The organism is Streptomyces sp. NPDC047130, from assembly GCF_040643475.1.
Taxonomy (GTDB): Bacteria; Actinomycetota; Actinomycetes; order Streptomycetales; family Streptomycetaceae; genus Streptomyces.
This window is the reverse complement of record NZ_JBEYUK010000009.1, coordinates 183,373-205,061: the sequence shown is the minus strand read 5'-3', so window position 1 is coordinate 205,061 and position 21,689 is coordinate 183,373. Positions and strand designations below refer to the sequence as shown.

Genomic DNA, 21,689 nt, shown 5'->3' with positions numbered 1-21,689 from the left:
GCGCATGACCGACTCCTCCCCCCTCGACGTGCTCGACCCCGCCACCGGGGAGACCATCGCCTCCGTCCCCGGCGCCACCGCCGCGGACGTCGACGACGCCGTGCGCCGGGCCGCCCGCGCCCAGACCGGTTGGGCGGCGCTCGCCCCGGGCGAACGGGCCCGGCAGCTCCGCCGCTTCGCGGCCGTCGTCGACGAACACCTGGAGGAACTCGCCCAGTTGGAGGTCCGGGAGGCCGGACACATTGTCGGCAACGCCCGCTGGGAGGCCGGCAACGTCCGCGACCTGCTGGACTACGCGGCCGGCGGCGTGGAACGGCTCACCGGCCGCCAGATCCCGGTCGCCGGAGGCATCGACGTCACCTTCCTCGAACCGCTCGGCGTGATCGGCGTGATCGTGCCGTGGAACTTCCCGATGCCCATCGCCGCCTGGGGCTTCGCCCCCGCCCTGGCCGCGGGCAACGCGGTGGTCCTCAAGCCCGCCGAGACCACCCCGCTCACCGCCCTGCGCCTGGCCGAACTGGCCCTGGAGGCGGGACTGCCCGAGGACCTGCTCCAGGTGCTTCCCGGACGCGGCGACGTCGCGGGCGAGGCGCTGGTGCGGCACCCCGGCGTCGCCAAGATCGTCTTCACCGGCTCGTCCCGGGTCGGCCGACGGGTGATGGCGCTCTGCTCCGACCAGGTCAAGCGGATCACCCTGGAACTCGGCGGCAAGAGCCCCAACATCGTCTTCGCCGACGCCGACCTGGAGGCCGCCGCGGCCGCCGCCCCCATGGCCTTCCTCGACAACGCCGGCCAGGACTGCTGCGCCCGCACCCGGATCCTGGTGCAGCGGCCGGTGTACGACCGGTTCCTGGAACTGCTGGAACCCGCCGTCGAGTCGGTGCGGGTGGGGGACCCGGCCGACGAGCGGACCCAGATGGGCCCGCTGATCTCCCGCGCCCAGCTCGAGCGGGTCGGCGCCTACGTGGAGGGCGCCCGCGGCGACGGCGGCACGCCCGCGATCCGCGGCAGGGCGCCCGAGGGGCCGGGCTTCTGGTTCCCGCCGACGGTGCTCACCGGTCTCTCCCCGGAGGCCCCCGCGGCGTGCGAGGAGATCTTCGGGCCGGTCGCCGTGGTGCTGCCCTTCGAGGACGAGGCGGACGCCGTCCGGCTCGCCAACGGCACCGAGTACGGCCTCTCCGGCTCGCTGTGGACCCGTGACGTGGGCCGCGCGCTGCGGGTCTCCCGCGCCGTGCGGGCCGGCAACCTGTCGGTCAACTCCCACTCCAGCGTCCGCTACTGGACCCCCTTCGGCGGCTTCGGCGCGTCCGGCATCGGCCGCGAACTCGGCCCGGACGCCCTGGCCGCCTTCACCGAGACCAAGAACGTCTTCATCAGCACGGAGGGCACCGACCGATGAGCGACACCAGCCCGACCGGCACCGGCCGGACCGGCACCGACAGGGAAGTCGTCTGCCGCCGTCTCGTCGGCCGCACCGCCGTCGTCACCGGCGCCGGCAGCGGCATCGGCCTGGCCACCGTCCGGCGGCTCGCCGCCGAGGGCGCGCACGTCGTCTGCGGCGACGTCGACGAGACCACCGGCAAGGCCGCCGCCGAGGAGGTCGGCGGCACCTTCGTCCAGGTCGACGTCACCGACCCGGAGCAGGTCGAGGCCCTGTTCAGCACCGCGTACGAGACATACGGCTCGGTCGACATCGCCTTCAACAACGCCGGCATCTCCCCGCCCGACGACGACTCCATCCTGGACACCGGCCTGGAGGCGTGGAAGCGGGTCCAGGAGGTCAACCTCACCTCGGTGTACCTGTGCTGCAAGGCCGCCATCCCCTACATGCGGCGACAGGGCCGGGGCTCCATCATCAACACCGCGTCCTTCGTCGCCCGGATGGGCGCGGCCACCTCGCAGATCTCCTACACCGCCTCCAAGGGCGGCGTGCTCGCCATGTCCCGCGAACTCGGCGTGCAGTTCGCCCGGGAGGGCATCCGGGTCAACGCCCTGTGCCCCGGGCCCGTCAACACGCCCCTGCTGCGGGAGCTGTTCGCCAAGGACCCGGAGCGCGCCGCGCGCCGGCTGGTGCACATCCCGGTCGGCCGGTTCGCCGACGCCGAGGAGATCGCCGCCGCGGTGGCCTTCCTCGCCAGCGACGACTCCTCGTTCGTCAACGCCACCGACTTCCTGGTGGACGGCGGCATCTCGGGCGCGTACGTCACGCCCCTGTAGCGGACGCCGGTGTACGGTCCCGGACATATGGGACACCTGACGCACCGTCGCCTGCTCCTCCGTGCCGCCCGGACCCTCGCCGCGGCCACCACCCTGGTGGCCGCGGCGGTTCCGTCCTCGGCCGCGCCGGCCGCCCCGCCCGCGCCGGCCGCCCCGCCCGCCTCGGCCGCGCCGACCGCCCCGTCCGCCGGGGACGCGCCGGCCGCCGGGGTCGGCCGTGAGAGCCGCTGCCCCCGGCTCACGGGGGAGTGGAGCGGTGACAACCGGGAGCGGCTGCAGCGGCTGATCGACACCCGCGGCCCGTGCGCCACCGGCCGGCGCGGCACGCCGCCGGTCGCGGTCTTCGACTGGGACAACACCGTCGTCAAGAACGACGTCACCGACGCCACCCTGTCGTGGGCCCTGCGCCACGACCGGCTGCGGCGGCCCGCCGACTGGTCCGACACCAGCCCCTGGCTCACCCCCGCCGCCGAGACCGCCCTGCGCACCGCCTGCGGGCGCAAGCCGGCGGGCGGGGCCATGCCGACCTCCGCGATGCCGGCCTGCGCCGACGAGATCTCGCTGATCCGCGAGACCGCCCGCACCGCCGCCGGCGAACCCGCCTTCGCCGGGAACTGGAACCACCGCCGCACCGTGCCCCAGTACGCCTGGGTGCCCCGGCTGTTCGCCGGCCTCACCCCGCAGGAGGTCCGCGAGATCGCCTCCGCCGCGCGCAAGGAGGCGCTGGCCGCGCCGGTCGGGTCCACCGTCCGGCTGGGCACCCGGTCCGTGCCGGGCTGGGTCCGCCCCTACGAGCAGCAGCGGGAGCTGATCCGGGCGCTGCAGCGGGCCGGGTTCGCGGTGTACGTGGTCTCCGCCGGGTTCGAGCCCGTCACCGAGGTCTGGGCGAAGCCTGTCGGGGTGGACGCCGCCCACACCGTCGCCATCCGCGCCGTCACCGACGCCCGCGGCCGGATCACCCTGGACGCCGAAGGCTGCGGGGCGGTCGGCACGAACAGGGGCGAGGTCATCCCCTACGTCGACGGCAAGCGCTGCTGGGTCAACGAGGAGATCTACGGGGTCCGCGGCGCCGCCGCCTGGCAGCGGCAGCAGCCCGCGCGACGTCCCCTGCTGGGCGCCGGGGACGCGGACACCGACGTCACCTTCGTCGGCGACGCCTCCGGACTGCGGGTGGTGCTGGACCGGCGGAAGCCGGAGATCCTCTGCCGGGCCCGCGACAACGCCGACGGCCGGTGGCTGGTCCAGCCGATGTTCATCCGGCCGCTCCCCGCCGAGCGCGGCCACCACCCCTGTTCGACGACCGCCTTCACCCGCCCCGACGGCACCGGCGCGCCGGTCCGGCGGGACGACGGCACGGTGATCCCCGACCAGCCGCTGTAGGACCGCCCGGCGGGCGGCCCGGCGTGGTGCGGGGTGAGCCGGCGGCTCACAGGAAGGTCATGCCCTCGCCCCGGTAGGTCGGCACCGTGCGGACGACCCGGTCGCCCTCGACCAGGTGGAGGGCGGCGAAGCGTTCGCACAGCTCGCCCGCCTTGGCGTGGCGGAACCACACCCGGTCGCCCACGAGCAGGTCGTCCGCCGCCGACCCCATCAGCGGCGTCTGCACCTCCCCTGCGCCCTCCATCGGGTCGTACCGCAGCCCCTCCGGCAGGTACGGCTGGGGGAGCCGGTCCCGGCCGGGGGCGCCGGAGGCCGGGTAGCCGCCGCCCAGGACCGTCACCACGCCCACGCCGGGACGCCGGACCACCGGCTGGGCGAACAGGGCGGCGGGCCGGGCCCGGAAGGACGTGTAGTCGTCGAACAGCCGCGGCGCGAACAGGCCCGAGCCGGCGGCGATCTCGGTGACCGCCTCCTCCGCCGCCGTGTGCTGCACGCTGCCGGTGCCGCCGCCGTTGACGAACTCCAGGTGCGGCGCGGCCTCCCGCACCGCGCGGACCGCAGCCGCCCGGCGCGCCGCCAGTTCACGCCGCGCCGCCGACTGCATCAGCCGCACCGCGCGGGACTTCAGCGGCTTGCCCGCCACCGCGTCCCCCACCCCGGCGACGTGACCCTCGTACGCCATCAGGCCCACCAGCCGGAAGCCGGGGCGCCCCGCCACCGCCCGCGCCATCTCCGCCACCTGCTCGGGGGCGTGCAGCGGGGAGCGCCGGGCGCCCACCCGGACCCGTCCGCCCAGCAGCCGCAGCGAGGTGTCCAGCTCGAGGCAGACCCGGACCGTCTCCCCGCCCGCGCCCCGCGCCTCCTCGATCAGCCGCAGCTGCGCCGGGTCGTCCACCATCACCGTCACCGCGGCGGCCAGCTTGGGGTCGGAGCACAGCTCCGCGAAGGCGGAGCGGTCCGCGGACGGATAGGCGCACAGCACGTCCTCGAAGCCCGCCCGGGCCAGCCACAGCGACTCGGGCAGCGTGAAGGACATGATCCCGGCGAACCCCGGGCGGGCCAGGACGCGTTCCAGCAGGGCGCGGCAGCGCACCGACTTGCTGGCCACCCGGACCGGTTTGCCGCCCGCCCGGCGGACCAGGTCGTCGGCGTTGGCGTCGAAGGCCTCCACATCGACCACGGCCAGAGGGGCGTCGAGGTGCGCGGTGGCCCGGTCGTACCGGGTGCGATCGGTGGCTCGGGCTGTCATGGACGCAGACTGCCAGGCATGCGCACGCCAGGGTAGGGGGACGATCCGGGCAGATGCCGCGACGCCGAGAACCGGTTCCCCGGCCGGGCGCGTCTGGCCGTAGAGTGACGCGCACACCAGGCACGGAGGCGGGGGTGGAGATGAGCACGGAAGCGCGCCGTCCGTTCCCCCCGGCCCGGCCGCCGCACGATCCCCCACCCTCTCCCATGACCGTTCCCCCGCACCGCCGCGAGAGCGCGGACCCGGCCCGCGACCGGACGCCGCCGCCACCCGCCGCGTCCGCGCGCTTCCCCGACGCGCCGCCCGCCGTGGGCTCCCGGCCGACGGCCCAGGAGACCACCGTCCGGCTGCGTCCGGTCCCGCCCGGCCCCGCCGCCCCGTCGCCGCCCGCTTCCGCCCCGGTGCCGGGCGTTCCCGCCCCGGTGCCCCCGGCTTCCGCCGCTCCGCCGGCCGCCCTGTCCGCCGAGCGCCCGCCCGCGCGGCCGCCGTGGGCTCCGCCCGTCGCCGGGACCTCCGCGACGGTGACGCCGCCGCCCGTTCCCGGCGCCCCGTTCCGTCCGCGGGGACGGGGGCGGATGGGAGCGGCCCTGGCCTGCGGACTGCTCGGGACAGGACTGCTGGCCGCCGGCACCACCGCCGCGATCACCAGCGGCGGGGAGGGCGGGGGGGACGCCTACGCGGAGGCCCGCGCCCTGTGGCGCACCACCCCGGTCGACGAGCTCTTCCCGCCCACCGTCAAGGGCCGGGACCTGGGCCCCGGCGGCGCGGACCGCACCTGGAACCGCGTCGCGGTCGCCCCCGACAGCGGGTGCTCCGACGCCTTCGACCCCGCGCTGCACAAGACCCTCGCAACCGTCGGCTGCGAACGCCTGCTCCGCGCCACCTACACCGACGCCACCGGCAGCCACCTGGTCACCGTCGGCCTGCTCTTCACCGAGGGGGACGCCGACGAGATGCGGGCCCTGCGCACCCGGGTCCGGGAGGACGGGCTGGACGTCAGCGCCGACCGGCTGCCCCGCCCGTACGCGGCCGAGGGCACCCCCGCCGAGGGGTTCGGCGACGGCCAGCGCGCGGCCTGGGCGCTGGACGTGCTGACCGAGACCCCCGTGATCGTCTACGCCGTCTCCGGCTGGGCGGACGGACGGGCGGTGGAGAAGCCGGTGCCCGCGCCGGAGGCCCTCCAGGGCTCCACCAACGCCGCCCCCGCCCAGGCCGGGCTCGGTCACGACGCCGGGCGGCTGGCCGGCCTGTTCGCCCAGGACCTGCGCAGGACCGTCGCCCCCTACCGGGAGACCCCCTCGTGACCGACACCGCCGCCGCCGACGCCGCTGCTGCCGCCGTCGACGCCGCCGACGTGAACGACACGCCGGGGCCGGTGCCGCCCGCCGCCGGGCAGGCGCGGGCCTCCGGCCGCGGCCCGGTGCGCCGGGGCCGCCGCCGCGGCGCCGCGCTGGCCGCCGTGCTGGGCGCGACCCTGGTGCTGCTGCCCCTCCCCGCGGCGCACGCCGACCTGATCCGGGACGGGCAGTGGGCCCTGCGGGAGCTGCGCGCGGAGCAGGCCTGGCGGACCACGCGCGGCGAGGGCGTCACCGTCGCCGTGCTCGACACCGGCGTGGACCCCGACCACCCCGACCTCGCGGGCAACGTCCTGCCGGGCAAGGACCTGGTCGGCTTCGGCGCCGGACCGGGCGACGACGCCTGGGCCGGGCACGGCACCGCCATGGCGGGCATCATCGCCGGTCACGGCCACGGCTGGAACGACGGCGACGGCGTCATGGGGCTGGCGCCCGAGGCGCGGATCCTCCCGGTGCGGGTGATCCTCGAGGAGGACGACCCGCAGCTCGCCAAGGCCCGCCGCACCCGCGCCGACGCGCTCGCCGAGGGCATCCGCTGGGCCGTCGACCACGGCGCGGACGTCATCAACCTCTCGCTGGGCGACGACTCCCGGTCCGCGCACCCCGAGCGGGAACAGGACGAGGCGGTCCAGTACGCCCTGGCCAAGGGGGTCGTGGTGGTGGCCTCGGCCGGCAACGGCGGCGAGTCCGGCAACCGGGTGTCCTACCCGGCGGCGTACCCGGGGGTCATCGCGGTGACGGCGGTCGACCAGGACGGGAAGCGGGCCGACTTCTCCACCCGCCGGTGGTACGCCACGGTCAGCGCGCCGGGGGTGGACGTCGTCACGGCCGACCCGGACGGGCAGTACTACGAGGGCTGGGGCACCAGCGCGGCGGCGGCGTGGGTGTCCGGGGCGGCGGCGCTGCTGAAGTCCGCGCACCCGGACCTGTCGCCGGCCCAGGTGAAGCGGCTGCTCGAGGACACGGCGCGCAACGCGCCCGACGGCGGGCGGGACGACTCCCGGGGGCACGGGCTGCTGGACCCGGTCGCGGCGCTGCGGGCGGCGGAGAAGGCGGAACCGGAGGAGCGGCGGCCGGCGCACCCCTACCGCGAGCGGTACTTCGGGGACGGGCCCGAGGACGCGGCCGGGGGCCCCGGCGCGCCCGGGTGGGCGTACCCCGCGGCGGGGGCCGGCGTGGTCCTCCTCCTCGGCGCGACGGCCCTCGCCCGCGGCCGCCGCGGCGCCTGACCCCGCGTTCACCGGGCGGCGGCGGGTGGCCGCCCCGCCTGCCGGGCGCGGTGGAGCCGGCCGCCCGCCGCGCCGGGGCGACCGGTGCGCGGCGGTGGGGCCCCTACGGCCCGCCCCGCAGGGCCTTGGGTCCCGCCCGGCCGTGCGGAGCGCGGGGATAGGGTCGGGGCGTGAAGAAGAACATCCCTGATCCCGGGTTCGCGGACGACGACGGGTCCGCGGATCCGCGGCTCGCCGCGGCGCTGCGTGCGTGGTCCGAGGACCGCACCGCCCACGGCCCCGTGCTGGAGGCCCTGAAGGACGCCCGCCTCCTCGTCCCCGTCGTCGCCGTCCTCGGCGAGGTGGAGGAGGACGAGAACGGTCTGCGCCGGGAGAAGACCAGCGACATGGCCGTGCCGACGCTGAAGGCCGGCCACCGCACCGCGCTGCCCGCCTTCACCTCCACGGAGGCGCTCGCCCTGTGGGACCCGGAGGCCCGGCCCGTCGCCGTCCCGCTGCACCAGGCGCTGCAGGCCGCCGCGCACGAGAAGGCGGACACCGTGGTCCTGGACCTCGCCGGTCCGGTGCCGTACGAGCTCAACCGCCCCGCGCTGCTGGCGCTGGCCGAGGGCCGGACCTCCGTGGACCCGCCGGCCGACCCCGCCGTCGCCGCCGCGGTGCGCGCGGCCGTGGCGGCCGAGCCCGCCGTCGGCCGGGCGTACCTGGTGCCGGGGGAGCGGGACGGGATGCTGGCACTGGTCCTCGACGACCCGGAGGCCGCGGCCGCGGTGGTCCGCTCCGTCGCCGGCCGGCTCGCCGCCGACGAAACACTGAGGGCCCGCCTGCTGCGCGGTCTCGACCTGGCGGTGGTGCCGGCCGGGACCCCGCTGCCGGGCGAGCCCCTCTACGTGCGCTAGACCCCTGAGGACTACGTGACGTGCGCCAGACCCCTGAGGACGGGGCCGTCAGCCCCAGACGGGGCCCGTGTACTTCTCGCCCGGGCCCTGTCCCGGCTCGTCCGGGACGGCCGAGGCCTCGCGGAAGGCGAGCTGCAGCGACTTCAGGCCGTCCTTCAGCGGGGCGGCGTGGAAGGAGCTGATCTCGGTGGCGCTCGCGTCCAGCAGGCCGGCCAGCGCGTGGATCAGCTTGCGGGCCTCGTCGAGGTCCTTGTACCTGTCGCCCTCCTCGGTGAGGCCGAGGTTGACCGCGGCGGCGCTCATCAGGTTGACGGCGACCGTCACGATGACCTCGACGGCCGGGACCTCCGCGATGTCGCGGGTCATGGCGTCGAAGTCGGGCGTCGCGGCGGTGTCGGCGTGTTCGGCGTGCTCGTGCGCGCCCGAGGGGGAGGTCTCACTCATGGGTGACACGATAGGCGCAGGCCCCGCGCGTCCCGCGCCCGGGAGCCGGGGGCCGGACCCCGGCGGGCACCGGTTAGCGCCCCACCCCCGGAGCTGCTAACCTAGGGTGACGACCGGCCGGACACGTGCGTCGCGAAACCCTTCGGGACCGCGGAACCGGCCCACAAGTGGAGTCCTTCGAACTCCCACCTGGCTGCCCTCCGGGCGGCGGGTCACCGGTCAGCGAAGGCCGTCCGTTCCAGGACGTCGTTCGCCGAATGCGCGCCCCGCGACACTCGCGGCGGTGCTCCGGTAGCAGTTCGAGGAGCCCCGCCTGTGAGACCGTGCGGGGCATTTTTCTTGTCCCGGCGCGGTTAGGTCCGACGAAGACACAGACGTCCGCGGCTGTCATGCCAGGCTGCCGCGTGGTGCTACCGAGGAGGATCCATCAGCGCCGAGCCCCGCATCAACGACCGGATTCGCGTTCCCGAGGTGCGACTTGTCGGTCCCAGCGGCGAGCAGGTCGGGATTGTCCCGCTTGCCAAGGCCCTGGAGCTTGCGCAGGAGTACGACCTGGACCTGGTCGAGGTCGCGGCGAACGCCCGTCCGCCCGTGTGCAAGCTCATGGACTACGGGAAGTTCAAGTACGAGTCGGCCATGAAGGCCCGTGAGGCGCGCAAGAACCAGGCGCACACGGTCATCAAGGAGATGAAGCTCCGGCCGAAGATCGACCCGCACGACTACGACACCAAGAAGGGTCACGTCGTCCGGTTCCTCAAGCAGGGCGACAAGGTCAAGATCACGATCATGTTCCGCGGTCGTGAGCAGTCCCGTCCCGAGCTGGGCTACCGACTGCTGCAGCGTCTCGCGGAGGATGTCGCCGACCTCGGGTTCGTCGAGTCGAACCCGAAGCAGGACGGCCGCAACATGATCATGGTCCTCGGTCCGCACAAGAAGAAGACCGAGGCGATGGCCGAGGCCCGCGAGGCCCAGGCGGCCCGCAAGGCGGAAGCGAAGGCCAACCCCGGCAAGTCGCAGAACGCCGCCGAGGCCCCCGCCGACGGCCAGGCCGAGGCTTCGTCCGACGCCTGATCATCCAGGGCGCCCGATCCTTCGATCAGGCCTCAGGGTGTGTCCACCGAAAAACAGCGACGCTCCACAGGTGCCCGGCCTGGCCGCCGAGAGGCAGCCGAACCGGGCACCGGAGCGCCACCGACGAGGAGAGAACGGCGCTATGCCGAAGAACAAGTCGCACAGCGGTGCCAGCAAGCGCTTCAAGGTCACCGGCTCCGGCAAGGTGCTCCGTGAGCGCGCCGGCAAGCGCCACCTGCTCGAGCACAAGTCGTCCCGTCTGACGCGTCGCCTCACCGGCAACGCCGAGATGGCCCCGGGCGACGCCAAGAAGATCAAGAAGCTTCTCGGCAAGTGACGTCCCGGCGGCCCGGCCGCCGTCACGTCAGTCAGACCGGGACCCAGTCGTTTCCGGGCCGTGTGAGCATCGACCACGGCCCCGCTACAAGGAGTTAAAAAGTGGCACGCGTCAAGCGGGCAGTCAACGCCCACAAGAAGCGCCGGGCGATCCTCGAGCAGGCCTCCGGCTACCGCGGTCAGCGTTCGCGCCTGTACCGCAAGGCCAAGGAGCAGGTCACCCACTCGCTGGTCTACAACTACAACGACCGCAAGAAGCGCAAGGGCGACTTCCGTCAGCTGTGGATCCAGCGCATCAACGCCGCTGCCCGCGCCAACGGCATGACCTACAACCGCTTCATCCAGGGTCTGAAGGCCGCCAACGTCGAGGTGGACCGCAAGATCCTCGCGGAGCTGGCCGTCAACGACGCCACCGCGTTCGCGGCGCTGATCGAGGTCGCGCAGAAGGCGCTCCCCGCGGACGTGAACGCGCCGAAGGCCGCGTGACGTCTGCCGGTGACCACCGGCTGTGACACCCCGGACCCGCAGGCCTGACGGCCTGCGGGTCCGGACGTGTGTGGGCCCCGGCCCCACGACCCCCGCGTTCCGCGCCCCGGACGCCCGCCGACGGGACGCCCCGCCCGCGGACGCCTGCCGGAGGGACACCTCGCGCCGGACGTTCCGTGCGTCGACGCTCCGCGCCGGATGTCTCGTGCGTGGACGCCTGCGGACGTGACGTTCCGCCGGCGGGTGTCTCGGTGCGTGGACGCCCGCCGTCGTGACGTTCCGCGCCGGGGGTCACGTGCGTGGACGCCCGGCGACGGGACGCTCCTCGCGCGGGACGCCCGCGTGCGGGCCACCGCGCCTCCCGGACGCCGCCGTCCGTGCGGGTGGGGCGTTCCGTGTCCGTCCCGTTCCGTGCCGGCGCCCGCGGGTCCCTCCCCGCGGGGCCCCCTTACCACCGACGCCCGAGTTCCGCCGTCCCGCCACCGAAGGTGAGTACATGCCCTCCGCAGCCCCCGAGCTGATCTCCCCGCGTTCCCCTCGCGTCGGCGCCGCCCGGCGGCTGGCGAAGCGGAACTTCCGGAGCAAGGAGCGGCTGTTCCTCGCCGAGGGCCCCCAGGCGGTCCGCGAGGCCGCGGCCCACCGAGGCCCCGGCGGCCCCGGCGGCACGTCCACCCTCACCGAGCTGTTCGCCACGCCCGAGGCCGCCGACCGGTACCCCGACATCGTCGACGACGCCCGCGCGGCCGGCGCCCGGGTGCACCTGGCGGACGAGCAGGTGATCGCCGACATCTCCACCACGGTCACCCCGCAGGGCCTCGTCGGCGTCTGCCGCTTCGTGGACACGCCGTTCGAGGAGATCCTCCGCGCCCGGCCCAAGCTGGTCGCCGTGCTCGCCAACGTCCGCGACCCCGGCAACGCCGGCACCGTCCTGCGCTGCGCCGACGCGGCCGGCGCCGAGGCCGTGGTGCTCACCGACGCGTCCGTGGACCTCTACAACCCCAAGGCCGTCCGCGCCTCCGTCGGCTCCCACTTCCACCTGCCGGTCGCGGTCGGCGTGCCCGTCGAGCGGGCCGTCGCCGGGCTCAAGGAGGCAGGGGTCACCGTGCTCGCCGCCGACGGCGCCGGAACCCACGACCTGGACCACGAGCTGGACACCGGCTCCATGGGCGGCCCGACCGCCTGGGTCTTCGGCAACGAGGCCTGGGGCCTGCCGGAGGAGACCCGCGCACTCGCCGACGCCGTGGTGCGCGTGCCGATCCACGGCAGGGCCGAAAGCCTCAACCTCGCGACCGCCGCCGCCGTGTGCCTCTACGCCTCCGCCCGTGCACAGCGCGCCGCCGGAGGGTGCCGCTCCGTCACCGGCAGCTAGTAGGGTGACTGCCTCGGGGGCCCTCCCAACAGGCAGAGGCGGGTACGGGGATGAGCGTCGGCACCAGTACGTCGAAGGGCACGCCGTCCGGCACGGCGCCGGGCGCGCCACCCCGGCGCGGCAACGCGCCCGGCCCTCCCGGAACCGTCCCCGACGTCCTGCCGCCGGACGGCACCGTGTGCCCCGACGACCTGCCCGACGGCCTGGTCGTCGCCGACGAACGCGGCCGGGTGGTCTGCTTCAACGCCGCCGCCGAACGGATCACCGCCACCCCCGCGCAGGAGGCCGTCGGGCTCTCCCTGGAGCGCGCCCTGCCGCTGGAGGACCTGGACGGCCGCCGCTGGTGGCGGCTGACCGACCCCTACGGCGGCCTCGCCACCCGCACCCGCCAGCCGGAACGCAACCTGCTGCTGCCCGGCGGCCGTGAGGTCCTGGTCTCCGCCCGCTACGTGCGCGAACGCCCCGGCGGCCCGGTGCGCCGGGTGGTGGTGTGCCTGCGCGACACCGAGGCCCGCCGCCGCACCGAGCGCAGCCACGCCGAGCTGATCGCCACCGTCGCCCACGAACTGCGCTCGCCGCTGACCTCGGTGAAGGGGTTCACGGCCACCCTGCTCGCCAAGTGGGAACGCTTCACCGACGACCAGAAGCGGCTGATGCTGGAGACCGTGGACGCGGACGCCGACCGGGTCACCCGCCTGATCGCCGAGCTCCTCGACATCTCCCGCATCGACTCCGGCCGCCTGGAACTGCGCCGCCAGCCCGTCGACATCGCCGCCGCCGTGGACCGCCACATCCAGGCGTACGTCGCGGCCGGCCAGAGCCCCGACCGGTTCCGGCTCCACGTCGAGCGGCCGCTGCCCGACCTGTGGGCCGACCCCGACAAGGTCGACCAGGTGCTCGGCAACCTGCTGGAAAACGCCGTGCGCCACGGCGGCGGGACTGTCACCATCGAGATCACGGCCCAGGCCTCGCCCCGCGAGGGGGTGGAGGCCGCCACGTCGGTCACCGTGAGCGACGAGGGCCCCGGCATCCCGGAGGAGTCCATGAACCGCGTCTTCACCCGCTTCTGGCGGGGCAGCAAGCGCGGCGGCACCGGCCTGGGGCTCTACATCGTCAAGGGCATCGTCGAAGCCCACTCCGGCGTCATCACGGTCGGGCGGGCCGCCTCGGGCGGCGCCCAGTTCCGATTTACCCTGCCCGTGGGCACCCCGGCGCACCTCCTCTGAAGGACCTCCTCCGGAGATCCGGGCGCCGGACCGCGGCCCACGGGCACGTCCGCACATACCGGCCCCGTTAGACTCGGCCCTTGGCACCTTGGTGTCCCCGCCTTCTGGGACACGGCCGCCGGGACACGCCGCCCCCACCGGGACGGCGGCCGGGACAGCCGTCCAAGCGGGGCCACTCCAGCCAGCCAATCGGAAGAGCACGGGAAGAGATGTCGGCACCGAATAAGTCGTACGACCCGGTCGAGGTCGAGGCGTTGAAACCGGAAAACATCGAGCGCATGCGGGACGAGGCGCTCGCCGCCTTCGCCGCCGCCGACTCGCTCGAGGCCCTCCAGGAGGCGAAGACCGCCCACGCCGGCGGCACCTCGCCGCTGGCTCTCGCCAACCGCGAGATCGGCGCCCTGCCGCCGCAGGCCAAGGCCGAGGCGGGCAAGCGCGTGGGCCAGGCCCGCGGCGCCGTCAACAAGGCGCTCGCCACCCGCCAGGCGGAACTGGAGGCCGAGCGCGACGCCCGTGTGCTGGTCGAGGAGTCGGTGGACGTCACCCTCCCCTACGACCGCGTCCCGGCCGGCGCCCGCCACCCGCTCACCACCATGATGGAGCGCGTCGCGGACGTCTTCGTGGCCATGGGCTACGAGATCGCCGAGGGCCCCGAGGCCGAGGCGGAGTGGTTCAACTTCGACGCCCTGAACTTCGGCCCGGACCACCCGGCCCGGCAGATGCAGGACACCTTCTTCGTCAACGGCCCCGAGGGCGCCGAAGGCGCCGAGGGCGAGTCCGGCGTCGTGCTGCGCACCCACACCTCCCCGGTGCAGGCGCGCGCCCTGCTCGACCGCGAGCCGCCGGTCTACGTGGTCTGCCCCGGCCGCGTCTACCGGACCGACGAGCTGGACGCCACCCACACCCCGGTCTTCCACCAGATCGAGCTCCTCGCCGTCGACGAGGGCCTGACCATGGCCGACCTCAAGGGCACCCTGGACCACATGGTGCGGGCGCTGTTCGGCGCGGACATGAAGACCCGGCTGCGGCCGAACTTCTTCCCGTTCACCGAGCCCTCCGCCGAGATGGACATGCTCTGCTACGTCTGCAAGGGCGAGTCCGTCGGCAACCCCGACCGCCCCTGCCGCACCTGCTCCAGCGAGGGCTGGATCGAGCTCGGCGGCTGCGGCATGGTCAACCCGCGGGTCCTCACCGCCTGCGGCGTCGACCCGGAAAAGTACAGCGGCTTCGCCTTCGGGTTCGGCATCGAGCGGATGCTGATGTTCCGCCACAACGTCGAAGACATGCGAGACATGGTCGAGGGTGACGTCCGGTTCACCCGGCCGTTCGGGATGGAGATCTGATGCGGGTCCCGCTTTCTTGGCTGCGGGAGTACGTCGACCTGCCGGCGACTCAGACCGGGCGCGACGTCCAGGCCAAGCTCATTTCGGCCGGTCTGGAGGTCGAGACCGTCGAGCAGCTCGGCGCCGACCTCAAGGGCCCCCTGGTCGTCGGCCAGGTGCTGACCATCGAGGAGCTGGAGGGCTTCAAGAAGCCGATCCGCTTCTGCACCGTCGACGTCGGCCAGGCCAACGGCACCGGTGAGCCGCAGGAGATCGTCTGCGGCGCCCGGAACTTCTCCGTCGGCGACAAGGTCGTCGTGGTCCTCCCCGGCGCCACGCTGCCCGGCGGCTTCCACATCGCCGCCCGCAAGACGTACGGCAGGACCTCGCACGGCATGATCTGCTCCAGCGACGAGCTGGGCATGGGCGACGACGGCACCAAGGGCATCATCGTCCTGCCGCCGGAGCACGAGGTCGGCACCGACGCCATCGAGCTGCTCGAGCTGGTCGACGAGGTCCTCGACATCGCCGTCACCCCCGACCGCGGCTACTGCCTGTCGATGCGCGGCGTGGCCCGCGAGGCCGCCACCGCCTACGGCCTGCCGCTGCGCGACCCGGCGCTGCTGGACGTGCCCGCGCCCAACGCGTTCGGCTACCCCGTCCAGATCACCGACCCGCGCGGCTGCGACCGGTTCACGGCCCGCACCGTCACCGGCATCGCGCCGGGCACCCGGTCCCCGATCTGGCTGCAGCGTCGCCTCCAGAAGGCCGGCATGCGCCCGATCTCGCTGGCCGTCGACATCACCAACTACGTGATGCTGGAGCTCGGCCAGCCGCTGCACGCCTACGACCGCACCCTGGTCCAGGGCGCGATCGGCGTGCGCCGCGCCGAGAAGGGCGAGAAGCTCACCACCCTCGACGGCGTGACCCGCACCCTCGACGCCGAGGACCTGGTCATCGTCGACGACCGCGGGCCCATCGGCCTCGCGGGCGTCATGGGCGGCGCCAACACCGAGATCGGCGACGGCCGGGAGAACCACACCACCGAGGTGGTCATCGAGGCCGCGCACTTCGACCCGATCGCCATCGCCCGCACCGCGCGGCGGCACAAGCTGTCCAGCGAGGCCTCCCGCCGCTTCGAGCGCGGCGTCGACCCGCTGGCCGCCTCCGCCGCCGCCCAGCGCACCGTCGACCTGCTGGTCCTCCTGGCAGGCGGCACCGCCGACGCGGGCGTCACCGAGGTCGTCGCGCCCAGCGCGCCGCGTACCGTCACGATCCCCGCCGACCACCCGGACAAGGTGGCCGGCATGGCGTACGGCCGGGAGACCGTGGTCCGCCGCCTCCAGGAGATCGGCTGCGACGTCTACGGGCAGGACGAGCTGGTCGTCACCGTGCCGTCCTGGCGGCCCGACCTGACCGACCCCAACGACCTCGCCGAGGAGGTCATCCGGCTCGAGGGCTACGAGAACCTGCCCTCCACGCTGCCGCGGCCCCCGGCCGGACGCGGACTCACCCCGCGCCAGCGGCTGCACCGCCGCGTCGGGCGCGCGCTGGCCGCCGCCGGATACGTCGAGGCGCCGAACTACCCGTTCCTCGGCACCCAGGTCCTCGACCAGCTCGGCGTCCCCGCGGACGACCCGCGGCGCACCCTGGTCACCCTCGTCAACCCGCTCTCCGACGAGGAGCCGGCGCTGCGCACCACGCTGCTGCCGGGCCTGCTCGGCGCGCTGCGGCGCAACGACGGCCGCGGCTCGCACGACCTGGCGCTGTTCGAGACGGGCCTGGTCTTCCACCCGAAGGCCGAGCGTTCCGTCCCCGGCACGCCGCCGGTGCACCGCCGTCCCACCGCCGAGGAGCTCGCGGACCTGCAGGCGGCGCTCCCCGAGCAGCCGAAGCACGCCGCGGTCGTCCTCGCGGGCGCCCGGGAGCAGGCCGGCTGGTGGGGCGCGGGCCGCCCGTCCGACTGGGCCGACGCCGTCGAGGCGGCCCGGATCCTCGCCCGTGAGGCCGGGACCGAGCTGATCGTCCGCAAGGGCCAGTACGAGCCCTGGCACCCGGGCCGCTGCGCCGAGCTGGCCGTGGTGATCGACGGCGAGGAGCGTGTGATCGGCCACGCCGGCGAGCTGCACCCCGGCGTGCTGAAGACGCTGGGCCTGCCGCCGCGGACCTCCGCCATGGAGATCGACCTGGACGCGCTGGAGCGCGCCTCGGCCGGTCCGGTGGCCGCGCCGCGGATCTCCTCGATGCCGGTCGCCACGCAGGACGTGGCGCTCGTCGTCGACCAGGCGGTCCCGGCCGCCGAGGTCGAGGCGGCGCTGCGCGAGGGCGCGGGCGAACTGCTGGAGGCCATCCGGCTGTTCGACGTCTACCGCAACGAGGAGCAGCTCGGCGACGGCCGCAAGTCGCTCGCCTACGCGCTGCGGTTCCGCGCCGCCGACCGCACGCTCACCGCGGACGAGGCCTCGGCCGCGCGCGACGCCGCGGTGGCCACGGCGGCCGAGCGCTTCGGCGCGGTGCTGCGCGGGGCGTAGCCTCCGCCGCTCCGGCACCCGGCCGACCGCGGGCCCGTCCTCCAGCTCGGAGGGCGGGCCCGCGGCGGTTCCCGGGGAAGGGAGACGGCGGGCCGGCGTCGGTGGCGTGAGGGGGGAAGACGGCGGCCCGCCGAGGAACCAGGGAACCGGCCGCCTCCGGCGTGGCGGAAGCGCGCGTACCGGGCCGGATGTGGCGTTCCGTTCGCACCCCGTGTGAATCGGGACCCACTACCCTGGCGGAACCGAGGCACCGGAGGCACCCACATGACCCCGAGACAGCCCAACACCCTGCTGGACGCGCTCCTCGACGAGGCGGGCGTCTCCCACGCCGGCCTGGCCACCCGGGTGAACGCCGCCGGCCGGGCACGCGGGCTCGAACTCCGCTACGAACACACGGCGGTGGCCCGCTGGCTGAAGGGCCAGCGGCCCCGCGGCCAGGTCCCCGACCTGATCTGCGAGGTGCTCTCCGCCCGCCTGCGCCGCCCCGTCACCCTGGACGACATCGGCCTCGGCGTGCCCGGCGCGCCCACCTCCCCGCACGCCGGCTCGCTGTCCGGTTTCGTGGACCGCGCCACCGCGCTGTGGCGCTCCGACGAACTCCAGCGGCCGCACGTCCTCGGCGCCCCCACCGTCACCGGAACGCCCGCGGTGATGCCGGTGTGGGAGTGGGAGAACCCGCCCGAGGACACCGACGTCTCCCGCGGCGGCCACCTGCGCGTCTCCCACGACGACATCGAGATGCTGCGCGCCGCCCGCACCCACTACGAGCACATGTACCGCAAGGCCGGGGGAGTGGCGACCCGCGCCCGCGTGGTCGGCTTCCTCAACAGCGAGGCCGCGCCGCTGCTGCGGGGCAGCTACCCGGACGCCACCGGACGCCAGCTCCACCGGGTGACCGGCGCGTTGGTGGCGGTCGCGGGGATCTGCGCCTACGACTCGGACGCCCAGGGGCTCGCCCAGCGGTACTTCCACCAGGCGCTGCGGCTGGCGAAGGCCAGCGGGGACCGCGGGCTCGGCGCGTACGTGATCGCGCTGCTGGTCAACCAGGCGCTGTTCATGCGGGAGTTCCGGCAGGCGGTGGCCTTCGCGGAGGCCGCGTTACGCACGGCCGGGAAGCACATCACCCCGGCCCTCGCCTCCGACCTCTACGCCATGCAGGCCAAGGCGTACGCACACCTCGGCGACGGCCCCGGAGCCCTCTCCCGCATCCGGCGGGCCGAGGAGGCCGCCGAACGCATCCACCGCGGCCACGAGCCGGACGAGACCGGCTATGTCCAACCCGGTCTGGTCAACGTGCAGGTGGCGGAGGCGCTGCTCAGCCTCGGCGACCTGACGGCCGCGAGGGAGCACGCCGAGGCCGCCGTCGGCACCCCGGCGCACGACCGGGGCCGGGTGCACCGGCTGGCCATGCTCAGCCAGATCGAGCTGCGGCGCGGCGACGCGGACAAGGCGGTGGTCACCGCGGTCGAAATGGCGCGGCTCGCCCGGGGGATGGAGTCCCAGCGGCTGCGGGACCGGCTCCGCACGGTGCGCGAACACCTGCTGCGCAGCGACTGCGCGGGCACCGTCGAGGCGGCCGAACTCATCGACCTGGCGCTGCGGGTGCCGTTCCCCTAGGTCCTGTCCGGGCCCCGCGGGCGGCCCGCGCACGCCGTGATGCGCCCCTGTCGCCCCTGCTGTCGGGCGCCGTCCTGCTGCGATATTGCCACTCACTCGTCGGAAAACGTCGAAAGGTGGCAGAAAGATGCAGTGGGCGAAACTGAGCGAACAGCCGGTGTACGGGAACCGCTGGTTCGACGTGAAGCTGGCGGACGTCCGGCTGCCGGACGGAAGGCACCTGGACCACTACCTGATCCGGATGCGGCCGGTCGCCGTGGCCACGATCGTCAACGAGGCGGACGAGGCGCTGCTGTTGTGGCGGCACCGGTTCATCACCGACAGCTGGGGGTGGGAACTGGCCGCCGGGGTGGTGGAGGAGGGCGAGGACCTCGCCGCCGCGGCGGCGCGGGAGCTGGAGGAGGAGACGGGGTGGCGGCCCGGGCCGCTGCGCCACCTGATGAGCGTCGAGCCCAGCAACGGACTCACGGACGCGCGGCACCACGTCTACTGGGCCGACAGCGGTGAGTTCGCGGGGGAACCGGTGGACGCCTTCGAGTCCGAGCGGCGGGAGTGGGTCCCGCTGAAGGTCGTCCCCGACCTGGTCGCGCGGGGGGAGGTCCCCGGCGCGAACATGGCGGCGGCGCTGCTCCTCCTCCACCACCTCCGCCTCGGCCACGACGCCGCCGCCTGACGCCGTCCCGCGGCGCCGCTCCCGCCCCGCTCCCGCCCCGCTCCAGTGCCGGCGGGCCGGGGCGGGGGCGGCGGTCCGGCCGACCCGGAGCCGGCCCCACGGCGCCACCGCTCCTCCACGGCCACGGCCACGGTCACGGCCACGGCCACGGTCACGGCCACCGGGGGTCAGTGGGGGAAGGCCTGCCAGGCGGTCAGGGCCAGGGCCGCGACGGAGGTGAGGGTGGCCACGGAGCGCAGGGGCCACCGGTTGCGTTCCAGCGCGGTCACCCTCGCGGCGAGCGCCTCCAGTTCCCTCGCCGTCTCCTCGGCCCGGTGGCCGAGCAGCGCCAGCCCGCCGTCGACGCGTGCCTGCGCGACGTCGCAGCGGCGGCGCAGCTCGGCCACCTCCTTGTGCACCACCGGCGGTTCGGGGGTGGTGTTCACGGTCTAGCTCCTCTCTCGAGTCGTACCGGCAAGCAAACAGCGCCGGCCGACCGAGCGGGAGAGTGTGCACGTGGCATATGCGCACCCCCGGCTCACACGGTGTGTGAAACCCGGTCACCCACCGTGGCCGGGGCGGACCACCACCACCGGGCACGCCGCGTGCTGCACGCAGTGCTGGGACACCGACCCCAGCAGCAGCCCCGAGAACCCGCCGAGCCCGCGGGCGCCGACCACCAGGATCTCCGCGCCACGGGAGGCGTCGATCAGCACGCCCGCCGCCGTGCCGTAGCGCACCTCGGAGCGGACCGCGACCGGCGGCCGCGGGCCCACCGTCGCGGCGACGGCCTCCTCGAGCTCGTCCAGCGCGCGGGCCTGGAGCGCCGCCTCGTCGCTGACCGGCGGAGGGAGCCAGCCGAGGCTGCCGTGGAAGTGCGGGAAGTCCCAGGCGCTCAGCGCCTCGACCGCGCCGCCGGTGTACCCCGCCTGGCGCACCGCCCACCGCAGCGCCTCCTTGGACGCGTCCGAACCGTCGACGCCGACCACGATGCGGCCGGGTCCGTCCTGCTGGTCGGTCATGGCTCCTCCTCGGCCGGGCGGCGGGCGCCGCCGCAGTGTCTGTCATATCGTCGCAAACAGTACATACCGGACGGCGACGTGGAAGGGGTAGGCCGACCCGGCCTGGACATCATGGAACTTGCGTTTCTTCAGCCTCTGTACGAGAGCGAAGGCCCTGTGGTCTCCGTCCACCTGGACACCACGCGTTCCTCGCACGACGCCGACAAGCAGATCGAACTGCGCTGGCGCTCCGCGCGCCGCACGCTGGCCGAGCAGGGGGCGGACGAGGAGACCCTCGCCGCCCTCGACGAGGTGGTCGGCGGCGTCGCCGAGGTGCCCGGCCCGCAGGGCGAGGCACTGTTCGCCGCCGGCGGCCGGGTCCTGGGCGCCTTCACGCTCGCCGAGCCCCCCGCCGCGGACAGCGCCCGGGTGCTGCCGGTCCCCGACCCGCTGGGGCTCGCCGTCGACCGGGACCACCAGCTCCCGCACGTGGTGGTCGCCGTGGACCGTGAGGGCGGAGACGTGTACGCCTACCCGGCCGCGGCCCACGAGGCGTCCTACCGGCGGACCTTCAACGGCAGCACGCTCCACATCACCCGCGTGAAGGCGGGTCGGGAGGCGCAGAAGTCCTACCACCGCCGCTCGGTCCAGGTCTGGTCCGAGAACACCGAGCAGGCGGCCGACGGCGTGCGGGAGGCGGCGGCCGACGTGGACGCCGCGGTCGTCCTGGTGGCGGGCGACCCCAAGGCGATCGGTCTGCTGCGCGAGCACCTGGCCGACCGGCCGCCCACCGGGAAGGTCGTCTACGTCGAGGGCGGCCGCTCCGACTCCTCGGCCCGGGAGTCCCTGCGGGAGAGCGCCGACGAGGCGATCCGGGAGGCCATGACGGCCAGCCACCGCGAGGTGCTGGAACGGCTGGAGGCGGAGACGGCCGGCGGCCGCGCCCTGCAGGGCATCCCCGCCGTGCAGCAGGCCCTGTCCGAGGGACGGGTGGAGACGCTGCTGCTCTCCGCCGACCGTGCGGCCGACCCCGACCTCTACGCCTCCCGCACCGACCCCCAGATCCTGGGCACCGACCCGGCCGAACTCGGCGACGCCTCGTCCCTGTTCACCGCCCCGGCGGGAACCCTGCTGCTGCGCGCGGCCGTGCTGAGCGGGGCGAACTTCACCGAGCTGCTGCCCCCGGCCACCGCCACCGACGGGGTCGCCGCGCTGCTGCGGTACTGACGGCGCGTCCGGGCCCGGGGCGGCGCCCACGGGCCCGCACGGTCACCCGGTCGCGGTCACCCGGTCGCGGTCACCCGAGGT

General features: G+C 75.0%; 20 protein-coding genes. 16 read left to right on the top strand and 4 right to left on the bottom strand.

Annotation, left to right across the window (positions count from 1 at the left end; genetic code table 11):
- Positions 1-4 precede the first annotated feature (4 nt).
- The 3 genes from ABZ836_RS14575 to ABZ836_RS14565 are packed head-to-tail and all read left to right on the top strand — an operon-like array spanning position 5 to position 3,597.
- Positions 5-1,399, top strand: a complete 1,395-nt coding sequence (locus tag ABZ836_RS14575) for an aldehyde dehydrogenase family protein (RefSeq protein ID WP_361142096.1) — start codon at positions 5-7, stop codon at positions 1,397-1,399.
- Positions 1,396-2,217, top strand: coding sequence for a 3-oxoacyl-ACP reductase (locus ABZ836_RS14570; RefSeq protein ID WP_361142094.1), 822 nt, complete (start codon positions 1,396-1,398; stop codon positions 2,215-2,217). The genes ABZ836_RS14575 and ABZ836_RS14570 overlap by 4 nt, the downstream gene beginning before the upstream one ends.
- A gap of 27 nt (positions 2,218-2,244) precedes the next feature.
- On the top strand, positions 2,245-3,597 hold the full coding sequence (locus ABZ836_RS14565) for an HAD family hydrolase (protein ID WP_361142092.1): 1,353 nt from the start codon (positions 2,245-2,247) through the stop codon (positions 3,595-3,597).
- Between the two features lie 46 nt (positions 3,598-3,643).
- Here ABZ836_RS14565 and ABZ836_RS14560 read toward each other — a convergent pair whose 3' ends face one another.
- A complete protein-coding gene (locus ABZ836_RS14560) occupies positions 3,644-4,846 on the bottom strand; it encodes an amino acid deaminase/aldolase (protein WP_356138052.1) in 1,203 nt (400 codons plus the stop codon).
- A 206-nt stretch (positions 4,847-5,052) separates the two neighbouring features.
- Here ABZ836_RS14560 and ABZ836_RS14555 point away from each other — a divergent pair, with 206 nt between their 5' ends.
- From ABZ836_RS14555 to ABZ836_RS14545, 3 genes are all read left to right on the top strand, one after another.
- On the top strand, positions 5,053-6,150 hold the full coding sequence (locus ABZ836_RS14555; protein WP_361142090.1) for a hypothetical protein: 1,098 nt from the start codon (positions 5,053-5,055) through the stop codon (positions 6,148-6,150).
- 116 nt (positions 6,151-6,266) lie between these two features.
- Positions 6,267-7,430, top strand: coding sequence for a type VII secretion-associated serine protease mycosin (gene mycP / locus ABZ836_RS14550; protein ID WP_361142123.1), 1,164 nt, complete (start codon positions 6,267-6,269; stop codon positions 7,428-7,430).
- A gap of 170 nt (positions 7,431-7,600) precedes the next feature.
- Complete coding sequence (locus ABZ836_RS14545; protein WP_356138049.1) at positions 7,601-8,326, top strand: SseB family protein; 726 nt, start codon at positions 7,601-7,603, stop codon at positions 8,324-8,326.
- 48 nt (positions 8,327-8,374) lie between these two features.
- On the opposite strand, the gene ABZ836_RS14540 is transcribed toward ABZ836_RS14545, so the two are convergent.
- The gene (locus tag ABZ836_RS14540) at positions 8,375-8,770 is read right to left on the bottom strand and encodes a DUF1844 domain-containing protein (protein ID WP_356138047.1); all 396 of its coding nucleotides are present in this window, start codon (positions 8,768-8,770) and stop codon (positions 8,375-8,377) included.
- Positions 8,771-9,196: 426 nt separating this feature from the next.
- Here ABZ836_RS14540 and infC point away from each other — a divergent pair, with 426 nt between their 5' ends.
- The 9 genes from infC to ABZ836_RS14495 all read left to right on the top strand — a co-directional run bounded on the left by infC (position 9,197) and on the right by ABZ836_RS14495 (position 19,401).
- Positions 9,197-9,841 (top strand): translation initiation factor IF-3, encoded by a 645-nt coding sequence (gene infC / locus ABZ836_RS14535; protein WP_356138118.1) that lies wholly within the window; start codon positions 9,197-9,199, stop codon positions 9,839-9,841.
- 142 nt (positions 9,842-9,983) lie between these two features.
- A complete protein-coding gene (rpmI, locus tag ABZ836_RS14530) occupies positions 9,984-10,178 on the top strand; it encodes a 50S ribosomal protein L35 (RefSeq protein ID WP_007829094.1) in 195 nt (64 codons plus the stop codon).
- Between the two features lie 101 nt (positions 10,179-10,279).
- Complete coding sequence (rplT, locus tag ABZ836_RS14525; protein ID WP_151774738.1) at positions 10,280-10,663, top strand: 50S ribosomal protein L20; 384 nt, start codon at positions 10,280-10,282, stop codon at positions 10,661-10,663.
- 496 nt (positions 10,664-11,159) lie between these two features.
- A complete protein-coding gene (locus tag ABZ836_RS14520; RefSeq protein WP_361142087.1) occupies positions 11,160-12,032 on the top strand; it encodes an RNA methyltransferase in 873 nt (290 codons plus the stop codon).
- A gap of 50 nt (positions 12,033-12,082) precedes the next feature.
- The gene (locus tag ABZ836_RS14515) at positions 12,083-13,258 is read left to right on the top strand and encodes an ATP-binding protein (RefSeq protein ID WP_356138044.1); all 1,176 of its coding nucleotides are present in this window, start codon (positions 12,083-12,085) and stop codon (positions 13,256-13,258) included.
- 209 nt (positions 13,259-13,467) lie between these two features.
- Positions 13,468-14,601 (top strand): phenylalanine--tRNA ligase subunit alpha, encoded by a 1,134-nt coding sequence (pheS, locus tag ABZ836_RS14510; protein ID WP_356138042.1) that lies wholly within the window; start codon positions 13,468-13,470, stop codon positions 14,599-14,601.
- Complete coding sequence (gene pheT, locus ABZ836_RS14505) at positions 14,601-17,111, top strand: phenylalanine--tRNA ligase subunit beta (RefSeq protein WP_356138041.1); 2,511 nt, start codon at positions 14,601-14,603, stop codon at positions 17,109-17,111. Before pheS ends, pheT begins: the two co-directional genes overlap by 1 nt.
- A gap of 264 nt (positions 17,112-17,375) precedes the next feature.
- Positions 17,376-18,728 (top strand): transcriptional regulator, encoded by a 1,353-nt coding sequence (locus ABZ836_RS14500; protein WP_361142084.1) that lies wholly within the window; start codon positions 17,376-17,378, stop codon positions 18,726-18,728.
- 127 nt (positions 18,729-18,855) lie between these two features.
- Positions 18,856-19,401, top strand: a complete 546-nt coding sequence (locus ABZ836_RS14495) for an NUDIX domain-containing protein (RefSeq protein ID WP_361142082.1) — start codon at positions 18,856-18,858, stop codon at positions 19,399-19,401.
- Between the two features lie 167 nt (positions 19,402-19,568).
- Here the strand turns inward: ABZ836_RS14495 and ABZ836_RS14490 are convergent, their stop codons facing one another.
- Together ABZ836_RS14490 and ABZ836_RS14485 are read right to left on the bottom strand one after the other, a co-directional pair.
- A complete protein-coding gene (locus tag ABZ836_RS14490; protein WP_361142080.1) occupies positions 19,569-19,826 on the bottom strand; it encodes a hypothetical protein in 258 nt (85 codons plus the stop codon).
- Between the two features lie 114 nt (positions 19,827-19,940).
- Positions 19,941-20,402, bottom strand: a complete 462-nt coding sequence (locus ABZ836_RS14485) for a universal stress protein (protein WP_356139175.1) — start codon at positions 20,400-20,402, stop codon at positions 19,941-19,943.
- 111 nt (positions 20,403-20,513) lie between these two features.
- On the opposite strand from ABZ836_RS14485, the gene ABZ836_RS14480 reads away from it, so the two are divergent.
- Positions 20,514-21,608: a hypothetical protein gene (locus ABZ836_RS14480; RefSeq protein ID WP_361142078.1), complete on the top strand. Its 1,095-nt coding sequence runs from the start codon at positions 20,514-20,516 to the stop codon at positions 21,606-21,608.
- Positions 21,609-21,689 lie beyond the last annotated feature (81 nt).